The 15,380-nt window shown below is 71.8% G+C and carries 18 protein-coding genes; 6 read left to right on the top strand and 12 right to left on the bottom strand.

The annotated features are described in order from the left end of the window. Nucleotides 1–29: 29 nt before the first annotated feature. The 4 genes from CLT68_RS03840 to CLT68_RS03855 all read right to left on the bottom strand — a co-directional run bounded on the left by CLT68_RS03840 (nt 30) and on the right by CLT68_RS03855 (nt 3,295). Complete coding sequence (locus CLT68_RS03840) at nt 30–758, bottom strand: ABC transporter ATP-binding protein (protein WP_099848877.1); 729 nt, start codon at nt 756–758, stop codon at nt 30–32. Continuing rightward, nucleotides 755–1,885: an ABC transporter permease gene (locus CLT68_RS03845; protein WP_099848879.1), complete on the bottom strand. Its 1,131-nt coding sequence runs from the start codon at nt 1,883–1,885 to the stop codon at nt 755–757. The genes CLT68_RS03840 and CLT68_RS03845 overlap by 4 nt, the downstream gene beginning before the upstream one ends. Before the next feature lie 101 nt (nt 1,886–1,986). After that, nucleotides 1,987–2,502: an O-acetyl-ADP-ribose deacetylase gene (locus CLT68_RS03850; protein WP_099848881.1), complete on the bottom strand. Its 516-nt coding sequence runs from the start codon at nt 2,500–2,502 to the stop codon at nt 1,987–1,989. Nucleotide 2,503: 1 nt separating this feature from the next. Then, nucleotides 2,504–3,295 (bottom strand): EI24 domain-containing protein, encoded by a 792-nt coding sequence (locus CLT68_RS03855; RefSeq protein ID WP_099848883.1) that lies wholly within the window; start codon nt 3,293–3,295, stop codon nt 2,504–2,506. A 199-nt stretch (nt 3,296–3,494) separates the two neighbouring features. Between CLT68_RS03855 and CLT68_RS03860 the strand changes: the two genes are divergently transcribed. From CLT68_RS03860 to CLT68_RS03880, 5 genes are read left to right on the top strand one after another with little or no spacing between them, the layout of a single operon-like run. Next, nucleotides 3,495–4,403, top strand: coding sequence for an ABC transporter ATP-binding protein (locus CLT68_RS03860; RefSeq protein WP_099848885.1), 909 nt, complete (start codon nt 3,495–3,497; stop codon nt 4,401–4,403). 12 nt (nt 4,404–4,415) lie between these two features. Further along, nucleotides 4,416–5,150, top strand: coding sequence for an ABC transporter permease (locus CLT68_RS03865; protein WP_099848887.1), 735 nt, complete (start codon nt 4,416–4,418; stop codon nt 5,148–5,150). A gap of 11 nt (nt 5,151–5,161) precedes the next feature. Then, nucleotides 5,162–6,430: a sensor histidine kinase gene (locus tag CLT68_RS03870; RefSeq protein ID WP_486482064.1), complete on the top strand. Its 1,269-nt coding sequence runs from the start codon at nt 5,162–5,164 to the stop codon at nt 6,428–6,430. Further along, nucleotides 6,427–7,068 carry a response regulator transcription factor gene (locus CLT68_RS03875; protein ID WP_099848890.1) on the top strand — a complete coding sequence of 214 codons (642 nt, stop codon included), beginning with the start codon at nt 6,427–6,429 and terminating at the stop codon, nt 7,066–7,068. Before CLT68_RS03870 ends, CLT68_RS03875 begins: the two co-directional genes overlap by 4 nt. Nucleotides 7,069–7,092: 24 nt before the next feature. Further along, nucleotides 7,093–8,061: a helix-turn-helix transcriptional regulator gene (locus CLT68_RS03880; protein WP_099848892.1), complete on the top strand. Its 969-nt coding sequence runs from the start codon at nt 7,093–7,095 to the stop codon at nt 8,059–8,061. Here the strand turns inward: CLT68_RS03880 and CLT68_RS03885 are convergent. The 6 genes from CLT68_RS03885 to CLT68_RS03910 all read right to left on the bottom strand — a co-directional run bounded on the left by CLT68_RS03885 (nt 8,052) and on the right by CLT68_RS03910 (nt 12,573). Then, the gene (locus CLT68_RS03885; protein ID WP_088950377.1) at nt 8,052–8,966 is read right to left on the bottom strand and encodes an SDR family oxidoreductase; all 915 of its coding nucleotides are present in this window, start codon (nt 8,964–8,966) and stop codon (nt 8,052–8,054) included. The genes CLT68_RS03880 and CLT68_RS03885 overlap by 10 nt on opposite strands. A gap of 218 nt (nt 8,967–9,184) precedes the next feature. Continuing rightward, nucleotides 9,185–9,922 carry an alanyl-tRNA editing protein gene (locus CLT68_RS03890; RefSeq protein WP_099848894.1) on the bottom strand — a complete coding sequence of 246 codons (738 nt, stop codon included), beginning with the start codon at nt 9,920–9,922 and terminating at the stop codon, nt 9,185–9,187. A gap of 11 nt (nt 9,923–9,933) precedes the next feature. Further along, complete coding sequence (locus CLT68_RS03895; RefSeq protein WP_088950379.1) at nt 9,934–10,821, bottom strand: alpha/beta fold hydrolase; 888 nt, start codon at nt 10,819–10,821, stop codon at nt 9,934–9,936. Continuing rightward, nucleotides 10,818–11,132 carry a DUF2516 family protein gene (locus CLT68_RS03900; protein WP_088950380.1) on the bottom strand — a complete coding sequence of 105 codons (315 nt, stop codon included), beginning with the start codon at nt 11,130–11,132 and terminating at the stop codon, nt 10,818–10,820. Before CLT68_RS03900 ends, CLT68_RS03895 begins: the two co-directional genes overlap by 4 nt. 71 nt (nt 11,133–11,203) lie before the next feature. Continuing rightward, the gene (locus tag CLT68_RS03905; RefSeq protein ID WP_099848896.1) at nt 11,204–11,944 is read right to left on the bottom strand and encodes a hypothetical protein; all 741 of its coding nucleotides are present in this window, start codon (nt 11,942–11,944) and stop codon (nt 11,204–11,206) included. Further along, on the bottom strand, nt 11,941–12,573 hold the full coding sequence (locus CLT68_RS03910) for a helix-turn-helix domain-containing protein (RefSeq protein ID WP_099848898.1): 633 nt from the start codon (nt 12,571–12,573) through the stop codon (nt 11,941–11,943). The genes CLT68_RS03905 and CLT68_RS03910 overlap by 4 nt, the downstream gene beginning before the upstream one ends. Nucleotides 12,574–12,685: 112 nt before the next feature. Here CLT68_RS03910 and CLT68_RS03915 point away from each other — a divergent pair, with 112 nt between their 5' ends. Beyond that, nucleotides 12,686–13,483 carry an alpha/beta fold hydrolase gene (locus CLT68_RS03915; RefSeq protein WP_199176981.1) on the top strand — a complete coding sequence of 266 codons (798 nt, stop codon included), beginning with the start codon at nt 12,686–12,688 and terminating at the stop codon, nt 13,481–13,483. Nucleotides 13,484–13,490: 7 nt separating this feature from the next. Here CLT68_RS03915 and CLT68_RS03920 read toward each other — a convergent pair whose 3' ends face one another. Both CLT68_RS03920 and CLT68_RS03925 read right to left on the bottom strand, forming a co-directional pair. Then, nucleotides 13,491–14,450: an asparaginase gene (locus CLT68_RS03920; protein ID WP_099848902.1), complete on the bottom strand. Its 960-nt coding sequence runs from the start codon at nt 14,448–14,450 to the stop codon at nt 13,491–13,493. Between the two features lie 94 nt (nt 14,451–14,544). Beyond that, nucleotides 14,545–15,372 (bottom strand): beta-keto acid cleavage family enzyme, encoded by an 828-nt coding sequence (locus CLT68_RS03925; RefSeq protein WP_099848904.1) that lies wholly within the window; start codon nt 15,370–15,372, stop codon nt 14,545–14,547. Between the last annotated feature and the right edge of the window lie 8 nt (nt 15,373–15,380).

Consider the following 15,380-nt stretch of genomic DNA (forward strand, 5'->3'; position numbering starts at 1 on the left):
TGCGCCGCGCCCGCACCCTGCCGTCGTGGCTAGCTGCTGGCCGCCAGCTTGCCGTCGACCATCTCGTAGACGGTGTCACAGTATTCCAGCACATCGTGGTCGTGAGTGACCATGACCACCGCGACCGACCGCTGCCGGGCCTCGTGGGCCAGCAGCCGCACGATGTCGTGGCTGCGCGCCCGGTCCAGCGCTGCTGTCGGTTCGTCGACCAGCAGCACGCTGGGCTCGGTGACCAGCGCTCGGGCGATCCCGACCCGTTGGCGTTCGCCACCCGACAGTTGGTGCGGGCGGCGGTCGGCCTTGTCGGTCATACCGACGTCGGCGAGCAGCTCCAGCGGGTCTCGGCCGGACCGCGTCGACCGTGGTCCCAGGCGCAGGGGCAGCCGCAACTGGTCGACGGCGGTCAGCGCGGGCAGCAGGTTGCCCGACTGGAACACGAACCCCACATGCTGACGGCGCAGGGCGGTCCGTGTGCGGCGGCTCGGCACTGTCATGTCCTGACCGGCCACCGTGACGGTCCCCTGGTCGGGCCGGGCCAGGCCGCCGGCGACGGCCAGCAGACTGGACTTGCCAGCACCGGACGGGCCGACGATCGCGGCCAGCTCACCGGGTCGCACCGTCAGGTCGACGTCGTCGAGCGCCTGCACGGTCTCGGCGGCGTCGCCGTGCCGCAGGGACACCGCACGCATCACCAGGCCGAGCCGCTCGGACGAGTCAGCGGGTGCGGTCGAAGCGGTCGGAGCGGAACTGCTGCTCATCGGTTTCCTCCCAGAGCGGTGGCCGGGTCGACTGAGGTGATGCGGATGACCGCCGCGGCGGCTCCCACCAGGCCGAGGACGACGAGGCCGATCCCGGCGGCGGAGATGCTCGGCAGGCTCAACGCGAACGGGACACCGCTGCCTGTGATGAAGGCACCGAGCGCCAGCCCGAGCCCCACGCCGACGAGGACAGCGACCGCCAACAGGACGAACGCCTGCGTCAACGCGTCACGCAGCACCCAGCCGGTCGAGGCGCCCAGCGCTCGCAGGACGGCCACCTCGGGCTTGCGCTGGATCGCCCACACCGCGAAGAACGCTCCGGCCACCAGCGCCGAGATCGCGTACAGGAATCCCTGAATCAACTGCAGCGTCGTCGTCTCCGCCGTGTATCCGGGCGAAGCCCCGTAGGACTCCTTCAGGGTCAGGCTCTCGGTTCCGGTGGCGGCGTCGCCCGCGGTCAGATCGACGGACTTCCCGTCGTCCGAGCGGACCGCAACCGCCGTGATCTCCGTTGCGGCCCTCGGCGGCAGATCCGCGTCGGGGGCGGTGCCGGACTTGATCGCCTGCCATGCCGCCAACGGCACGTACGCCACGTCCACGTGCCCGAAGGTGTCCTGTTGCTCGGTGACACCGACGACCCGCAGCCGCGTACCGAGCCGATCCACGGTGACCGTGTCGCCCATCCGCAGCCCCGCGTCCAGCGCCGTGGGACTCACCACGATCCCGTCCGCGGTGCCCAACCGCTCGCCCTGGCTGACCCGGGGCGACAGGAACGAGGCGGGTTGCACTCCGAACAGCGCGAGATCGACCTCAGTTCCCCGATCGGTACGAGTGTTCACCAGCGTGTTTCCGAACGGCGCCGCGTCCGCGACGCCCGGCTGGGCACCCCAGCTGTCGACCGCCGACATGTCCACGACGCTTCGTGAGAACGCGGAGTCCCGCTGGACGCCGTGCGCGAAGGCGAACGACGTGACCGGCAGGTTCTGCAGCCCGGAAACGCCGTCGCGCACCAGGCCGACCGACAGCCCCGACAGCATCACCATCAACACGGCGATCAGCGCGATCACGGCGCCCATCAGAGCGAACCGCAACCGGGCGAAGCTCAGCTCACGAATTGCGAGGAACATCAGCGCCCGCCCTCGTGGATTGTCGACATCATGTCGGCATCTTATCAACACGCTGTCGGCAAAACTTCGCCTGCTGGTGGCACGGTGGCCGGGCGTACCGCTCAGGCGTCGTCGAAGACCCGGCGGGCCGCGGCATGGGTCGCCGCCCCGAACAGCACCAGGCGGGCCTCGACGACGGTGGCGGGCGTGGCCGCGCGCAGCACCGTCAGTGCCTGCCGGACCGCGTCGTCGATCGGCCAGCCGTAGATGCCGGCGGAGATCAGCGGAAAGGCCACGGTGGTCGCGCCCAGCTCGTCGGCCACGCGGAGACTGTTGGCGTAGCAGTCGCGCAGCAGCGCCGACCGGTCTTCGCTGGCGGACCAGACCGGCCCGACGGTGTGGATCACCCAGCGGGCCGGCAGCTCCCCCGCGGTGGTCGCCACCGCCTGGCCAGTGGGCAGACCCCTGCCGTAGCGGGATGCCCGCAGCGCGCGGCACTCGGCCAGGATGGCGGGCCCGCCACGTCGGTGGATGGCGCCATCGACCCCGCCGCCACCGAGCAGGGACGAGTTCGCGGCGTTCACGGTGGCGTCGACCTGCTGTGTGGTGATGTCCCCCTCGACCAGGGTGATCTCCATGTCAGTCCTTCTCGATGGACTGGCCGAGCGACCGGCGGGCCAGCAGAGTGGCGCCGGCGACCGCCGCCGGCATGATCAACACTGCGCCGAGCGGGATCAGAAAACAGAGGAAGACGGCCACCCCGAAGCCGAGCGCGGTGGGTCGATCGGCCTTCAGGATCGTCCGGCGCTGCGGCAGCCGCATACCGCGCCGGTAGAACGGCGCCCCGACCAGCTCCACGGCGAGGAACCAGCCACCCACTGCCGCGCCGATCACCGGGACGACCGTCTGGCCGACCACGGGGATGAAGCCCGCGAGGAAGAGCGGAATCCCGACCAGCGCGGTGAGCGCCACCAGTCGTACCGAGTCGGCGAGGCTGCGCCGCAACGACGACCAGAAGGGCACGTCCACCGCGCCCGGCGTGCCGCCGTACCGCTGCTCGACCTGCTCGGAGATCTTCTCGTAGAACGGGTCGCCGATGACCAGGGTGACAGCGGTGAAGGTGAGCACGCCGAGCAGGCCGCCGAGCCCCAGGAAGGCCAGCCCGGCGATCACCCGGACCAGGCTGCGGGTAGTGCTCGACCAGTCGTCGGCGAACGGGGTGACCAGCGCGGCGAGGTCGTCCACGAAGTACACCAGGGTGGCGAGCGCGGCCAGGAAGAACGCGCCGGAGATCAGCGCCGGCACGACCCCGAGCAGCATCAACCCCGGGCTGCGGACATAGAGACCCAGCCCTCGCACGAGCAGCCCCGCCCCGGCGAGGAAACGGCCGACGACTCCGGTGACCGGGCTGGCGACTCTGCTGACATCCACGATCGAGCAGCCTATCGACCGATGATCCGGTCCGCCGGGTGGAGCCGTAGCAGCGACTGTTCGCGTCCACATCAACCGGTTGGCGGACGGGAGTGATCCACCGGGAACGCCGGGGATCATCGCCGACCAGTCGATTCGCCGGCGGGCCACCCCGACAACCCTTGAGGGGGTACGAAGCCAGCGGCGGAAGGGCGGCACGATGTCGGTCATCGAGGTGACCCACCTGAGGAAGCGGTACGGCGATCTGGTGGCGGTGGACGACGTGTCGTTCGCGGTGGAGCCCGGGGAGATCTTCGGCGTGCTCGGCCCGAACGGCGCCGGCAAGACCACCACCGTGGAGTGTGTCGCGGGGCTGCGTGTCCCCGACGGGGGCGGGGTGTCGGTCCTCGGGCTCGACCCCCGAAGGGACGCGGCCCAACTCCGGCAGCGGGTCGGTGTGCAACTCCAGGAGAGCCAACTGCCGGACCAGTTGCGGGTGGCGGAGGCGCTGGAGCTGTACGCCTCGTTCTACCGCAACCCGGCCGCCCCCGCCGAGTTGATCGAGAGGCTGGGGCTCGGCGAGAAGCGGAACACCGCGTACAAGAAGCTCTCCGGCGGTCAGAAGCAGCGGCTCTCCATCGCGTTGGCCCTGGTCGGCAACCCGGAGATCGCGATCCTCGACGAGCTGACCACCGGGCTGGACCCGCAGGCCCGGCGGGACACCTGGAGCCTCATCGAGCAGGTCCGGGACAGCGGAGTGACGATCGTGCTGGTCACCCACTTCATGGAGGAGGCCGAGCGACTCTGCGACCGGATCGCTGTCATCGACAGAGGCCGGGTGGTCGCGCTGGACACCCCGGCGGGGCTCGTGTCGTCGGTGGCTCCCGAGCAGCGGATCCGGTTCCGGCCGTCCGCCCCGGTCGACGACCGGCTCCTCACCGACCTGCCCGAGGTCTCCGCCGTGCAGCGCACCGGCAACCAGGTGGTGGTTACCGGCACCGGTGACCTGCTGCACGCTGTCACCTCGGTGCTCGCCCGCCACCAGATCGTCGCCGCCGACCTGCGGCTGGAGCAGTCCACCCTCGACGACGCCTTCGTCGAGCTGACCGGGCGCCAGCCCGCCGCCTGAGGGAGAACCGACATGCACGCCTTCGGGCAGATCCTGAAGATCGAGACACGACTCTTCCTGCGGGACTTCGGTTCGCCGCTGACCACCATCGTCCTACCGCTCGCGCTGCTGGTGGTGTTCGGGCTGATCCCGGCGACACGTCAGCCGGAGACCCAGTTCCGGGACCTGTCCTTCATCCAGTACTTCGCACCCTCACTGCTGGTGATCACGCTCGCCATGTCGGCGGTCAACATCCTGCCCACGGTGCTGGCCACCTATCGGGAACGTGGGGTGCTGCGCCGGCTGGCCACCACGCCGGCCAGCCCCGCCGCGTTGTTGACCGCCCAACTGCTCATCTCGCTCGCCACCATCCTGGTCAGCGCCGTACTGCTCGTCGCGGTGGGCTGGTTGGCGTTCGACGTTCCGTTGCCCCGGCGTCCGCTGGGCTTCACACTGGCCCTCCTCCTCGGCACGGCGGCCCTGCTGGCGCTCGGCCTGCTCGTGGCGGCGGTGGCGCGGACGGCGAAGTCGGCGCAGGCGATGGCCGTGCCCCTGTTCATGGCGGTCATGTTCTTCGGTGGTGTCTACGTCCCCCGGTTCATCCTGCCGGACTTTCTGGTCCGAATCGGCGACTACACACCACCCGGGGTGCAGGCGCTCCTCGACGCCTGGACCGGCACCTCACCGCAGCCGCTGCACCTGGGGATAATGGCGGTGGTCGCCGTGGCGGCCGGCGCCGGCGCGGCAAAACTGTTCCGCTGGGAGTGATCGGGGATTCGATGACCAGCAGCGGTGCGCACGACCGTCTGGCCAGGTGGCGAGAGCACGAGGCGACCCTCTATCGCGTGGTCCCCTACGGCGGGCTGGCTCTGGGCACCCTGCTGGCCCTCGTCGCGCCAGCACCCCACGGCTTCGGGGTGACCCCCACCGTCGCCGTCGCCGTGGCCGCCGGGTGCTGGGTCACCTGGTTCGTGACCCTGCACCCCGACTGGCAGAGCCGGCGCAAGCTGATGGCGGTCTACTACGCCGGGCTGATCACGTTCGCCGCCGCACTGGTGGCCGCCAGTCCGTGGTACGGCCTCTTCGCCTGGATCGGTTACATCCACGCCTTTCCGGTCCTGCCCCGGCGCTGGCGGATCGCCGGGGTTACAGCCACCGCCGCACTCATCGCCACCTCGCAGGGCGGTGGCCTGGCGATAGCGATCTCGCACTGGCCGCTCTGGCTGCTGTTGGTGCTCTTCAACCTGGTGGTGGCCGGTTCGGTGAGCTGGTTCGCGATGATCGCCGAACAGGAGGACGCCAAACGCCGACGACTGATGGCAGAACTCGGCGAGGCCAACCGTCAACTCACCGAGACGGTCCGGGAGAACGCGGGGCTGCACGTCCAACTGCTCACCCAGGCACGGGAGGCCGGCGTGCTGGACGAGCGGCAGCGGATGGCGCGGGAGATCCACGACACCCTGGCCCAGGGGCTGACCGGGATCATCACCCAACTGGAAGCGGCCGAGCAGACCCGCGACCGCTCCGCCGACTGGCGGCGGCACGTCGACAACGCGCTCGCGCTGGCCCGGGAGAGCCTCACCGAGGCCCGCCGCTCGGTGCGGGCCGTCCGCCCGGAGACGTTGGAGACGGCCCGGCTGCCGGACGCGCTGGTCGAGCTGGGCGGGCGCTGGTCGGCTCTGAACGGGGTACGGGCCGAGGTCGCCACCACCGGTACGCCCCGCCCCCTGCACCCGGAGGTCGAGGTGACCCTGCTCCGGGCCGCCCAGGAGGCGCTGGCCAACGTGGCCCGGCACGCCGCCGCGTCACGGGTCGGGCTGACCCTGTCGTACATGACGGACGTGGTCACCCTCGATGTCCGTGACGACGGGACGGGCTTCGACGTCACCGGGCAGCCGGCGCCCCGCGAGCCGGGCGGCGGGTACGGGCTGACCGCGATGCGGCAGCGGGTGACCCGGGTCGGTGGCGAGTTGGCCGTCGAATCCGAACCGGGAGGCGGCACCGCCATTTCGGCGTCCGTCCCCGCGCTGCCGGGAGGTGCCGGTTGACCGCCTCGATACGGCTGCTGATCGTCGACGACCATCCGGTGGTGCGCGACGGGTTGCGGGGGATGTTCACCGGCGACCCCGGCTTCGAGGTGGTCGGCGAGGCCGCGGACGGCGCGGAGGCGTTGACCCTGGTCGCGACTGTGCGGCCGGATGTGGTGCTGATGGACCTGCGGATGCCCGGAATGAACGGGGTGACCGCCATCGGCAGGCTGGCCCGCTCCGGCAGCACCGCCCGGGTGCTGGTGCTCACCACGTACGACACGGACGCCGACGTGCTGCCCGCCATCGAGGCCGGTGCCACCGGCTATCTGCTCAAGGACACGCCCCGCGAGGAACTGGTCCGCGCGGTACGGGCCGCCGCCCGGGGCGAGTCGGTGCTCGCACCGAGCGTCGCCGGGCGGTTGATGGGCCGGCTGCGTGCACCGGTCGAGGAGCCGCTCAGCCAGCGTGAGCTGGAGGTGCTCACCCTGGTGGCCCGTGGTGCCTCCAACCGGGAGGCGGCGGCTCGGCTGTTCATCAGCGAGGCCACCGTCAAGACGCACCTGCTGCACGTGTACGCCAAGCTCGGGGTCAACGACCGGGCCGCCGCGGTGGCCACCGCGTACGACAGGGGGTTGCTGACCCCCGGCGGGCGGTGAGTGAGGGCCGGGCAGGATGGGCGGGTGCGCGCGTCCCGGCTGATCTCGCTGCTCCTGTTGTTGCAGGCGCGCGGGTCGATGACGGCGGGTGAGCTGGCGCGGGAGCTGGAGGTTTCCGAGCGGACCGTCTACCGGGACGTGTTGGCGCTCTCCGCCGCCGGGGTGCCGGTCTACGCCGACCGGGGCCGCGTCGGCGGGTACCGGTTGCTCGGCGGGTACCGCACCCGACTGACCGGGCTGACCCGGGACGAGGCGGAGGCGCTCTTCCTCTCCGGGCTGCCCGGCCCCGCTGGCGACATGGGGCTCGCCGACGCGGTCGCTGCCGCCGAGTTGAAGGTGCTCGCCGCCCTGCCGCCGGCCCTGCGCGACGCCCCGGCCCGTGCCGGGCAGCGGTTCCATCTGGACGTGCCGGGTTGGTTCCGGGAGACCGCGCCGCCGCCGTGGCTGACCGAGCTGGCCCGGGCGGTCTGGCGCGACCGGGTGGTGGAGCTGCGCTACCGGCGCGGTGACCGGGAGGTGGCCCGGCGGGTCCAGCCGTACGGGCTGGTGCTCAAGAGTGGTGTCTGGTATCTGATCGGCCGGGTCGACGACGACACCCGCACCTATCGGGTGGACCGGGTCACCGGGGTCGAGGTGGGCGAGGAGAGCTTCGAGCGGGACGAGGGCTTCGAGCTGGCCGGGCACTGGCGCGAGCAGGCAGGGTCGTTTCTGCGGACCGTACTGCGGGCCAAGGTCACCGTCCGGCTCAGCCCGGCGGGTCTGCGCCAGCTCCGGCACCTGGTGGATGCCCCCTTCGTGTACGACGAGCTGGTCGCCGCCGCCGGAGCACCCGACGGGCAGGGCTGGGTGGTGGGCCAGCTGCCCGTCGAGTCCGTCGAGGTCGCCTACCACCAGCTGCTGGGGCTCGGCCCCGAGGTGGAGGTCCTCGGCCCGCCCGAGCTGCGGCGGTTGTTCACCGACGCGGCCGACCGGTTCCGGGCGCTCTACCGGTAGCCGGTGACGTCCGAGGGCTTGCCCGCGTCGACCACCTCGACGATGTACCGGAACCCCTCCGGCTGACTGCCGTCGAGGTCGGTGAATCCGTACACCTTGGACAGTGTGCCGGCGTCCACGGACTGGCCGTTCCAGCGGGCCTTCTCCTCGTCGGCGGCGAGTGCCGCCACCGCGCGGCCGACGAAGGCCGGGGTCTCCGAGATGAGGAAGTTCGGGTCGGTGGCAGCGCCGTCGCGCCAGTTGTCCTCGGTCACTCCGAAGTGCTCCAGCATCGCCTCGGAGCGGATCCAGCCGGGGGTGAGCGCCACCGCCGTGCAGCCGTGCGGCTTCAGCTCGTGCGCCTGGCTGAAGGCGAGCCGGTTGACCGACACCTTGGCCAGGTCGTAGAAGACCGAGAGCCGGTAGTTGTCGTCGTTGTACGCCTTGGTGCCGTCGCCCATCTCCACCAGCAGCCCACCCGGCTTGCGGATCAGCAGCGGCAGGGCGAAGTGGCTGGTGATGATGTGGGTGTCGATGGCCAGTCGCAGGGTCCGGAAGCCCGCGTCCAGTGGCTGCTCCCAGACCGGCTTGTCCCAGGTGACCAGCGGGTCGCCGCCCCAGATGTCGTTGACCAGCACGTCGAGTTGGCCCTGCTCGGCGTCGATCCGGGCGACGAGGTCGCGGACCTGCTCGGGCACCAGGTGGTCGACCTGGACGGCGATGCCCGTGCCCCCGGCCTCGGTGACCAGCTCGGCGGTCTCCTCGATGGTCTCCGGCCGGTCCATCTCCGAGCGACCGGTGCGGCTGCTGCGACCGGTGGCGTACACCGTGGCGCCAGCGGCGCCGAGCTGGACAGCGATCTGCCGACCCGCGCCCCGGGTGGCACCGGCGACGAGCGCGATCTTTCCTGCGAGCGGTTGTGTCATACCTGCGAGGTTGTCAGCGATACCTGACAACCAGCGTCCGAATTCCCGGATCGCTCTGATGAACCGGGGAGGGGAGACCTCGACGCTCCCTGTAGAGCTGCCCCACAGACGGGGCAGCACTCGCCGTCCGCACCGCGCCCCATATGTGGGGCAGCTCTACAGGGCCACTGCAGGTATCCCGCCGCCCGACGACCTCTACTGGTCCAGCCCGAGCCGTCTCAGTCCACCAACCGGACGCGGACCCGGCGGTTGGCTCGGCCCTTGCTCTCCACCTTCACGACCTGCACCTTGCCGATCTGGGCGGTGGACGCGACGTGGGTGCCGCCGTCGGCCTGCACGTCCAGGCCGACGATGTCGACGATCCGGACCTCCTGCTCATCCGGCGGGATGAGGTTGGACTGGGTACGGATGATGTCCGGCAGGGCCAGCGCCTCGGTGCGCGGCAGCACCCGGGTGGCAACCGAGCGGTCGGCGGCCACCTCGGCGTTGACCAGCTCCTCGATCCGACTCTTGAAGTCCGGCGGGACCTCGGGGAGGTTGAAGTCCATCCGGGCCTCGCCCGGTTCCATCGAGTTGCCGGTCACGAGCGCGCCGAAGTCGCGGAACACCACACCGCAGAGCACGTGCAGCCCGGAGTGGGTACGCATCAGCCGGGTGCGGCGCTCGTCCTCCAGCGCGCCGACGACCTCGGTGCCGGCGGGCGGCAGCGGGTCACCCTCGGCGGGAATCAGGTATGGGTCGTCGCCCTTGCGGGTGCCGACGATCCGGGTCTGCACGCCCTGCCACAGCAGCACGCCGTGGTCCGGTGGTTGGCCGCCGCCGCCCGGGTAGAACGCCGAGCGGTCCAGCACGATGCCCTGCTCGGCGTCGGCGTGCAGGACCGTGCACGTCCACTCACGCAGGGTCGGGTCAGCTAGGTCGAGCCGGTGCGTCCGGCCATGTTGTGTGACGCCCATGACAGGGCACGTTACTCGTTGAGGAAGCCGGCGATGCGGTCCCGCAGGTCGGCGCGTTCCGACCAGAGGACGCCGGGCCGGTCGTACACGTGCAGGGTGGCCTGGGGCAGCGCGGCGGCGAGTCGCTCGGCGACCTCGACCGGGTGCAGGTCGTCGCCCGCGTTGGCGATCACCAGCGCTGGCGCGGTCACCGCCGCGAGGGCGGTGGTGTCGCGCAACGGCGTCTGCTCGGCGAGGCCCGCCAGGCCGGCTGCCAGACCGTCGCGGAGCAGCTGGTCGAGCCGTTGCCGCAGGTACGCCCAGCCGGCGGGAGTGTTACGCACCGCAGGAGGCAGCTCCAGGGTGACGACGTCGGCGACCGCCGAGGCGTCCCCGCTCTCCACCGCCTCCAGCAGGTCCGTGATGCGTTCCTGCGCGACCGGGCCACGCGGCCGGTCGAGCACCGCGGGCAGGAAGAAGACCAGCTTCTCGAAACGGTCCGGGCTCTCCACGAGCAGCCGGCAGAGGGCACCGGCGCCGAGGCTCGCGCCGAACGCCCGACTGGCCCCGCCGAGGTCCGCGATCGCCCGCAGGTCCCGGGCGAGGTCCAGGTAGTTCCACGGCCCGTCCGGTGCCTCGGAACGGCCATGCCCACGGAACTGGAAGAACACCTTGCGGCCCGTCACCCCACTGCCGAACGGGCGGGTGGTGGCGATGCCGTTGCCCAGCCCGTGCGCGAACACGGTCACCGGGTCACCGGTGCCGGTGACCAGCCGCTCCAGCCGTACGCCGTGCGGGGTGGCGACCAGGTCGGTGTCCGGCTCCGGCAGCGCCGGGCGGCCGGTACGCGGCCCACCCGGACCGGGCCCCCAGGTGCGGGGGCCGCTGTCCGGTGGGGGTGGCCAGCGGAAACCTCTCACCAGAACCCTTTGCCGTCGCTGAGGTCGCGAAGGCCGACCCGAACGTCGAGCAGGTAGATGAGACCGGCGGCGATGCCGATCAGTCCGAAGAGGCTGATCGGCCCGAAGCCGAGCAGGGTCAGCACGAGACAGACCGCCAGGATGGCGATCCAGCCACCCTTGGGAAGTGTCCCGATGGCGGGGAAGGCGTCGGAGCGCTGGGTGATCGCGTGGACCAGGGCGACGCCCTGGACGATCAGCGCGAAGACGAGCAGGATCAGCTCGATCACGTAGCGGACTTCGAACGCGAAGATCGGCGCGGCGTTGGCCATGCCGGCAAGCTTATGTCGAGGACCCCGGCTACGTCCGACAAGGACGCCGCCGGGGTCGTCGACATGGCGAACTACTCGGCCGCCGGGCGGGTCCGCTTGGTGGCCCGGGGCAGCTTCGCCGACGGGGTCGCGGCCGGCTTGGCGGCCTTCGGTGCACGGGCCGCCTTCTTGACGGCGGCCGGCTTGGCCTCGGCGATCTCGGCCACGTCGGCCGGGGTCGGCACGTCGGCCGGGGCCGTGGCGGCGGGAGCCGCGGCCGTGGTGGCGGGAGCCGGGGTGGTGGCGGTGGTCGCCGGCACACCCTCGGTGGCCTCGATGTCGGCGTTGACCGTCTCGGCGGCCTCCAGCACACCGGCGCCGACGACGCGCTCACCCCGGGCGACCAGCGCACCGTACGCGGCGAAGGCCCGCTCCTGGGCGGCCTGGGCGCCCGCGTACACCATGATGGCGTTGCGGGTCGCGGCAGCGCGCAGCTTGTCGAGGTCGGTGACCTCGCGCAGCTTGGCCAGGTCGGCGGCCTCGCGCAGCTTGGCCAGCTCGGCCGAGTCGCGCAGCTTGGCCAGGTCCAGTTCGGCCTGCGCCCGCTCGCGCAGCGTGCCGGCGGTCTCGTTGGCGGTACGCAGGGTCTCGGTGGCCTTCTGGCGCAGCTCGTAACCGGTCAGCACGGCCCGACCGCCCAGGTCGGCGACGACCCGGGTGCTGAGGACGCCGACAACGGCCGGCAGCTTGCGCAACTGCTCGATGGCCAGCTCACCGGCGCCAGCGGCGGCGTAGATCGGGGCGGGGATGCGGTTGGTCTTCGGCTCGCTCATGACGTCTCCTCTTCGGCCGCCGTGGCGGCCTCGCGGACCGCCGGACCGGCGGCCTTCTTCTCGGGGGTGTTGGTGCTGCCCGGGGCGGGTGCGGTGCCCGCCTCGGTGACGGCGACCGACTCGAGTACGGCCTCGGTCGGGGTGCCGCCAGCGGTGGTGGGGCCGGTGGCGGCCAGGTTGGCCAGGTCGGCGGGTTGATCGCCGACATCGGTCGGGGTGGTCGCCCCGGCCGTGCCGCCGGTGGACCCGGTGCCGCTGCCCTCGGCGGGGGCCTGGGCGTCGGCCAGCCGGGTGTTCTCCCGGCGGAACGTCTCGTAGATCTGGGTGAGTGACTGCTTCTGGGCCATCGTCAGGTCGGCGTCAACGGCGATGGCCGCGAGCACGCCGTGACCTTCCTTGTCGTCGAGCAGCCCGGCGCGCAGGTACATCGCCGGGGTGGAGACCCGCAGCGCGCTCGCCAGTTGCTGAAGCACCTCGGCGCTGGGCTTGCGCAGGCCGCGCTCGATCTGGCTGAGGTACGGGTTGCTGACCCCCGCCTGCTCGGCGAGCTGACGGAGCGAGATCTTGGCGTTCCGCCGAAGATCGCGGATGAACCCGCCGACGTCGGGAAGGTCCTTCGGTGTGGCCATGACCGCGACATTAACCGGCCGCGCTAGCTCCTGCAAGCAAAACGCTAGCCACAGTTAGCAAGGTCTCAGCGGTCGCTTGCGCCGCACTCCCCCGATTCCGTACGGTCCGTCCGTGCACAAGATCACAGTCAATGGAGCAAGCATCGCGTACGACGAGGCGGGCACCGGTTCGCCCGTCGTACTGCTGCACGCTGGCATCGCCGACCGGCGGATGTGGCGAGGGCAGCTTCGCGCGCTCGCCGCCCACCACCGGGTGATCGTCCCGGACCTGCGCGGCTACGGGGACTCGGAGCTGCCGCCGACGCCGTTCGCGCACCACGACGACGTGGCCGGGCTGCTGGACGCACTCGACCTGCCCCGCGCCGCCCTGGTCGGCTGCTCCTTCGGCGGGGCGGTCGCCATCGACACCGCACTGGCCCACCCCGACCGGGTGAGCGCACTCGCGCTGTTCGACACGGCGGTCTCCGGCAACGAGTGGTCCGAGGAGGCGAACGACCTCTGGGACGACCTGGTCGGCGAGGTCGACCCCGACGACTTCGTCGCCGGCGCTGCCGGTGAGGTGCGGTTCTGGGTGGTCGGCCCGGGTCGCCAGCCGCAGGACGTCGACCCCGCGCTCCTCGCGTTCGCGCAGGAGATGGACCAGCGTGCGCTCGCCGCCGAGTTGGCGCTCGGTGCGGTCGAGGTGGGAGAGCTGACGCCGCCCGCGATCGGTCGCCTCGGCGAGCTGACAGTGCCCGTCCTGGTCACCGCCGGCGCCGCCGACGTACCGGACATCAGCCGGCTCGCCGACCGGATCGCCGCCGAGGTCCCCGGCGCGGTACGGCTGCCGGACGTGCCGGACGCCGCACACCTGTTGCCGCTGGAGCGTCCGGAGCCGGTCAACGCCGCACTGCTCGACTTCCTGCGCTAGACGACAGTCACCAGAGCGGGCGGACCGCGCCGACCGGGACACCGCCGCCGAAGAGCGGCACCTCGGCGTACTCGGTCAGCACCGGGGCGTCCACACCGAGCCGGCGCAGCGCGGAGACCAGCACCGGCATCCGGGCCCGGTCGGCGCCGTCGTCGATCTTCAGTGCGACGGCGCCGACACCCGGCAGGGCCACCGCGATCACGCCCTCGGCACCGACCTTGGCCAGCAGGTCTGGAACGCCGCGCATCAACCGGGTGTCGTCGGCCTGGGTGCCACCGACGATCTCCGGGTACGCGCGCATCGCGTCGGCCACCGTACGCGGCACCGAGCCGGGCTCGGCGTCGACCAGCCGGAGGAACGCCCCGGCCAGGCCGGTGAGCGACACCGCGAGCACCGGGGCGCCGCAACCGTCCACGCCCACCGCCGCCGCCTGCTCGCCGGTGAACTCCTCGATGGCCGCCCGCAACCGGTGCTGCAACGGGTGCTCCGGCCGCCAGTAACCATCCAGCGGCCAACCGGCGGCCTCGCAGGTCAGCAGCATGCCGCTGTGCTTGCCGGAGCAGTTCATCTGCACCCGGTTCGGGCCGCCCCCGGCGCGCAGCACGGCCTCCCGGGCCGCCACGCCCACCGGCAGGTCGGGCGGGCAGTGCAGGGCCGAGGCGTCCAACCCGGCCCGCTGGAGCAACGCACCGACCCGGGCCAGGTGGAAGTCCTCACCGGCGTGACTCGCCGAGACCAGCGCCACGTCGGCCGGGTCGGTCAACGGCAGGCCGGCACGCAGCATCCCGATCGCCTGCATCGGCTTGCTGGCCGAGCGGGGGAAGATCGGCGACGTCACGTCCCCGGCGGACGCCACCGCCGCACCGGCGGCGTCCAGCACCACCACCGAACCTCGGTGCGCCCCCTCCACGAACCCGGAACGGACCACCTCGGCGAGTGGGGCGCCACCCTCGTACGTCTTCGTCACGCGCTGGACGGTACCGACGGTGCCGGGGTGCCCGTCGGCGGGGTGACCAGGTGGTCCTCCGCTCGGGTGACAGGAGCGTGGGACCGGCCCGGCCTTACAGACCGAGCAGCTCGCGAGCCTCGGTGGTGGTCAGCGGCGGGCGTTGAGCGAGCTGGGCGAAACCCACAGCGCGGGCGACCAGTTGCATGTTGGACTCCACCGGACGGCCCTTGGCGTACGTCACTGTGTCCTCCATACCGACCCGCAGGTGCCCGCCGGTCGACAGGGAGGCCAGCAGCACCGGAATCGTGCTGCGGCCGACCCCGGTGGCCGAGAACGTGGTGCCCTCGGGCAGGTCCCGCAGCATCCGGTGCGCCGCGACCAGCGTCTCGGTGGTGCCCGGCATACCGCCCGGCACGCCCATCACGAAGTCGACGTGCACGTGCCCGCCGGCCGGCAGGCCGTACCTGCCGAGCAACCGCTGCAACGCGGACAGGTGGCCGAGGTCGAAGATCTCGTACTCCGGCACGATCCCGCGTTCCTGCATCCGGGTGTGCAGGTCGACGATGAACTCCCAGCGGTTGAGGAAGACGTCGTCGCCGAAGTTGACGGTGCCCATCGTGCACGAGGCCATGTCCGGCCTGGCGTCGAGGACGGCCAGCCGAGCAGCCTCCGGATCGGTCACCGCGCCGCCGGAGGAGAGCTGCACGATCAGGTCCGTGCTCTCCCGCAGCGCCGCCACCGTGTCGGCCAGGCGCACCGGGTCGAGACTCGGCCGCGCCTCGTGGTCGCGGATGTGAACGTGGATCACGGCGGCGCCGAGCGCCTCGCACTCCTTGGCGGTGAGCAGCAACTCGTCGAGGGTCACCGGCAGCGCCGGCACCTCTGCCTTGGCCGACTCAGCGCCGGTCGGGGCCACCGTGATCAACGTCCCTGTCGTCATGCCGGCGA

The organism is Micromonospora sp. CNZ299, assembly GCF_002754415.1.

Coding starts and splice junctions, on each gene's coding strand:
- CLT68_RS03845 (WP_099848879.1), bottom strand. CDS start 1,885: ATGTTCCTCGCAATTCGTGAGCTGAGCTTCGCCCGGTTGCGGTTCGCT.
- CLT68_RS03870 (WP_486482064.1), top strand. CDS start 5,162: ATGACCAGCAGCGGTGCGCACGACCGTCTGGCCAGGTGGCGAGAGCAC.
- CLT68_RS03925 (WP_099848904.1), bottom strand. CDS start 15,372: ATGACGACAGGGACGTTGATCACGGTGGCCCCGACCGGCGCTGAGTCG.
- CLT68_RS03850 (WP_099848881.1), bottom strand. CDS start 2,502: ATGGAGATCACCCTGGTCGAGGGGGACATCACCACACAGCAGGTCGAC.
- CLT68_RS03900 (WP_088950380.1), bottom strand. CDS start 11,132: ATGGCCAACGCCGCGCCGATCTTCGCGTTCGAAGTCCGCTACGTGATC.
- CLT68_RS03860 (WP_099848885.1), top strand. CDS start 3,495: ATGTCGGTCATCGAGGTGACCCACCTGAGGAAGCGGTACGGCGATCTG.
- CLT68_RS03885 (WP_088950377.1), bottom strand. CDS start 8,966: ATGACACAACCGCTCGCAGGAAAGATCGCGCTCGTCGCCGGTGCCACC.
- CLT68_RS03890 (WP_099848894.1), bottom strand. CDS start 9,922: ATGGGCGTCACACAACATGGCCGGACGCACCGGCTCGACCTAGCTGAC.
- CLT68_RS03865 (WP_099848887.1), top strand. CDS start 4,416: ATGCACGCCTTCGGGCAGATCCTGAAGATCGAGACACGACTCTTCCTG.
- CLT68_RS03905 (WP_099848896.1), bottom strand. CDS start 11,944: ATGAGCGAGCCGAAGACCAACCGCATCCCCGCCCCGATCTACGCCGCC.
- CLT68_RS03840 (WP_099848877.1), bottom strand. CDS start 758: ATGAGCAGCAGTTCCGCTCCGACCGCTTCGACCGCACCCGCTGACTCG.
- CLT68_RS03910 (WP_099848898.1), bottom strand. CDS start 12,573: ATGGCCACACCGAAGGACCTTCCCGACGTCGGCGGGTTCATCCGCGAT.